The following is a 4,339-nucleotide window of genomic DNA, read 5'->3' as shown; positions in this document are numbered from 1 at the left end:
TCGCGGGCAAGAGCAACCGCAGCGCGGTCAACGCGATGACGCTGCAGCCCTTCGTGAACTACAATTTCCACGGCGGCTGGTACCTGACCTCGTCCCCGATCATCACCGCCGACTGGGAGGCCGGCCATGGCGACCGCTGGACGGTGCCGATCGGCGGGGGCTTCGGACGGGTGTTCAAGATCGGCCATCAGCCGGTCAATGCGCAGCTCGCAGCCTATTACAACGTCGCAAAGCCCAGCGGAGCCGCCGATTGGCAACTCCGGGCCCAGCTCCAGTTCCTGTTCCCGAAATAGAGCCAGTAGACCGCACTAACGAATTCAAACGAAGGAAGTGCGCATGCAAACCGCGCGAAATACAATCGCCCTATTCTTTCTTCATGCTGTCGCGGCTTCTGCCCTGACATTGATGTCCAACTCTGCATCAGCTCAGGCGACGCCGGCCGTTCCCCCGCATGTGCCGCTGCAGAAAGCGATCGGCACGCCCGCGAAGCCCGAACTCGTGCCGTCCTTATTTGTCCTGAGCGCGCGCGGCGCCACCTTGCAGGGCGGAAAGCTGGTGCTGAGCGGTCTGTCGCCGAACTCCATCGTCTTCGCCAACCGCCCGGTGAGGTCCGCTGGTCACGAACTCACGGCGCATATCCTTGAGGAGTGGCTGCCGGGCAACCAGAGCCCCGACAGCTTCTACAAGGACCCGCCGAACGCGACCGTGTCAGCTTTCACAAGGGATGGCTCGGGTATTCGCGACGCGGTTGTGGTCCTGAAAACACCAAAACTCGAAGGCGACCAGGTCACATTCGACGTCGACGTGATGGAGGGAGACCTTGCCGGCGRCGACGGCCCTGCGTCGATCTTCATCGACCTGATCGGCCGGCCATTTACGCCGTTGTCCTTCGCCGGCGTGGCGCGACGCAGCGCATTTCGAGGAGCCTATTACAGGGGCGCGGTTGCCGCCGGCGCGCTGGGTGCCGCAGCGTATTACGCCCCGTATGCCTATCGACCGGCCTGCGGATATTATCCGTACCCGCCCTGCTACTGACCCTCGGCTGTCGAATTCGATGTCCGCTCCAAGGATCGGTCATCCCTCCATTGTCAATCATCGCCGAGGTCGCGTAGCGTTAACGTGCGACCTACGCGCGCTTGACCACACGTTGCGAACCAAAAGGAAGCTCCTCACATGCTGACGAAACGCGATCTGCTTGGCTCTGCTGCGATGGCCGCATTCGCCGCCGCCACAGTGAGGTCCAGCCCCGTCTTTGCGCAGTCCAAGCCCGAATGGCCCAATGTCTTCGAGGCCAAGGACATCGCCGAGGAAGGCTTCATCTACGGCCTGCCGCTGGTAATGAACTATGCGGTCATGCAAGAGTTCGCCGTTGACAAGAACTCCGGCCAGTTCAAGGCACCGTTCAACCAAATCGAAAACCAGCACCACGTCGCCACCCCGGCGGACACGGCCGTAATCACGCCGAACAGCGACACCCCTTACTCGTTCATCTGGCTGGATTTGCGCGCTGAGCCGATGGTCGTTTCGGTGCCGGCGATCGAAAGGGAGCGCTACTACTCGGTCCAGCTCATCGACGGCAACACCTATAATTACGGCTATATCGGCACGCGCGCCACGGGCACGGAGCCCGGCGACTATCTCGTGGTCGGTCCCGACTGGAAAGGCGAAAAGCCGGCCGGGATCAAACAGGTCTTCCGATCGACGACGCCGTTCACACTCGCACTGATCCGCACCCAGCTCTTCAACCCCGGCGACATGTCAAATGTCGAAAAGGTCCAGGCCGGCTACAAGGCGCGCCCGCTTTCGGCCTTCCTCAAGCAGCCCGCCCCGGCGGCTGCGCCGACCATCGCCTTCGTTCCCGCCACCACGGCCGGGATCAAGGACAACTTCTTCGAGTATCTCGACGCGGCCCTGCAATTCATCCCCGAGACGGCGCGCGACACGGCGGTTCGTGCAAAACTTGCGAAGATCGGCATCGGTCCCGGCAAGACCTTCGCGTTCAAGGATCTCTCGCTCGAACACAAGGCCGCAATCCTGATCGCCATGAAGCAGGGCGACGACAAGGTCGACAAATGGCTGGCCAGCGGAAACAAGAACATCAACGGCTGGAATGTCGGCGCGTTCTTCGGCGACGAGGCCTTCTTCAACGGCGATTGGCTGATGCGGGCCGGCGCCGCCAAGGGCGGCCTTCTCGGCAACGATGCCGTCGAAGCCATGTACCCCTATACCCGGACGGATGCTGCCGGCGAGGCGCTCGACGGCAGCAAGCACAAATACACCATCACCTTCGCACCTGGCCAGTTGCCGCCAGTGAACGCGTTCTGGTCCGTGACGATGTATGACGGCAAGAGCCAGTTCCTGGTGAAGAACCCAATCAATCGCTACCTCATCAACTCTCCGATGCTTTCGGCGATGAAGAAGGACGCGGACGGCTCGCTGACGCTGTACCTCCAGAAGGACAGCCCCGGCGCCGACAAGGAAGCCAATTGGCTTCCGGCGCCGGATGACAAGATTTATCTCGTGATGCGCCTCTATTGGCCAAAGCCGACGCCGCCCTCGATCCTGCCGGCGGGCGCAGGGACATGGCAGCCGCCGGGAATCAAGCGGGTATCATGACGTAGAACGCATGCGCCGCGCCCGGCGCGGCGCACTGCCATCCGTATCCCTACGACCGACCGCCACAGCGGCGGCCATCGGCATCCTCAACGGATGCCGGGATGAAAAAGACGCAACCGCAGTGAGCAATGCGGTTGTGTGACCTTCTGAACGGACGAACTGCATCTTCATCGTTCTGACAAAGACGGGTATACGTCATGAAACTCCGCCAGAGTAAGCTTCCCGCAATTGCAGGCATCTTGGCCGCAACGCTCGCCGCCGGTGCAGGGTCAGCTATCGCCCAGGCGCCGATACCGCCGTCGCTCAGCACGCCGGACAAGGCCGAAACGCGTCTCGGCCCGCTCGAATTCAAGGACGGCGTGCCAAGCAAGGCCACGGCGGAGAAGCTCTACGACAACCTCGACTTCACCTACGCTTATCGTGCCTTCATGGACAACCTGCGGGGCGTCAGCATTCACGCGCTGCGCAAGGGCATGCACGACATCGGCGTGAAGGACAACGAGGTGCTCGTCTTCTCGCAGCTGATGGACGCCAAGTCGCTGTTCCTGACGGCCAACGCCGACACGATCTATGTCATGGGCTCGCTCGATCTGACAAAGGGCCCCGTGGTGATCGAGACGCCGCCCAAGTTTCTCGGCGCGGTGCAGGACGCCTGGTTCCGCTGGGTCGTCGACCTCGGAGTCCCTGGCCCCGATCGCGGAGAGGGCGGCAAGTACCTGATCGTGCCGCCGGACTACAAGGGTGAACTGCCGGAGGGCGGCTTCTTCATCTCTCGCGCGCGCACAAACACCATCGTGTGGTTCGGCCGGTCGTTCCTGGAGAACCACGGCGATCCCAAGCCGGTGGTCGAAGGCATCCGGAAATCGACCAAGGTCTACGCCTACGAACCGGGCGGCGTCGGCACTCCGGTCGCCGAGTTCCTGGCGGGCAAGGCCAGGCTCGGTCGGGTCACGCCTCCGCCGCCGACCGTGTTCCACGAAGGCAGCGGCAAGGTGATGAACACCATTCCGCCGAACGACTGGACATTTTACGAAATGCTCAACGAGATCGTGCAGCGGGAGCCGGCCACCTCGCTCGATCCGGAATTGATGGGACCGGTCGCCGCCATCGGCATTGTCAAAGGCAAGCCTTTCGCTCCCGACGCGCGCATGAAGAAGATCATGAGCGACGCGCTCGCGCTCGCCAACGCGACCTCCCGCACCCTGCTCATGAGTGCGCGCGATCCAAGCTGGYTCTACTATCCAAACTCGTCATGGCAGAACTATCTGTTCGAGACCGGCTACGAGTTCGAGACTCCCATTCCGTTGATCACGCCCGAGGGCGTCAAGCCCTTCCCGCCGACCGGCTATCGGACGATGGATGCGCGCGCGAACTTCTTCTACGGCGTGACCGGCATCACGCCCGGCATGGCGATGCGCCTGCCCGGCATCGGCTCGACCTATCTTTGGTCCATGCTGGATGCGAACAAGCAAAACCTCGACGGAGCCAAGACTTATACGGTGACACTGCCCAAGGGTATCCCGGAGGCGAACTTCTGGTCGTTCACCGTTTACGACAACATGACGCGGTCGATGCTGGACACGCCGCAGCGCTTCCCGCGCGCTGGCAGCCAAAGCTACCCGTCGCCGGCCGCAGAACCGAACGCCGACGGCTCGACAACTGTCTACTTCAGCCCGGCTCAGCCGGCCGGGGTGAAGCGCGGCAACTGGATCCAGACCATGCC

The 4,339-nt window shown here is 62.5% G+C and carries 3 protein-coding genes and 1 pseudogene; all 4 read left to right on the top strand.

The genetic code is table 11. From position 1 onward, the window contains the following. A pseudogene (locus AC1D34_RS34380) lies at positions 1-293 on the top strand (outer membrane protein); the annotation flags it as partial. 112 nt (positions 294-405) lie between these two features. Next, positions 406-1,035: a hypothetical protein gene (locus AC1D34_RS34375; RefSeq protein WP_476826657.1), complete on the top strand. Its 630-nt coding sequence runs from the start codon at positions 406-408 to the stop codon at positions 1,033-1,035. 138 nt (positions 1,036-1,173) lie between these two features. Then, a complete protein-coding gene (locus tag AC1D34_RS34370; protein ID WP_441506801.1) occupies positions 1,174-2,616 on the top strand; it encodes a DUF1254 domain-containing protein in 1,443 nt (480 codons plus the stop codon). 197 nt (positions 2,617-2,813) lie between these two features. Next, on the top strand, positions 2,814-4,339 hold a 1,526-nt coding region (locus AC1D34_RS34365; protein ID WP_476826656.1), incomplete at its 3' end, for a DUF1254 domain-containing protein.

It is taken from the genome of Allobosea sp. P1_A7, assembly GCF_056406775.1.
The sequence above is the reverse complement of the archived record's forward strand: the minus strand, read 5'-3'. Positions and strand labels throughout refer to the sequence as shown.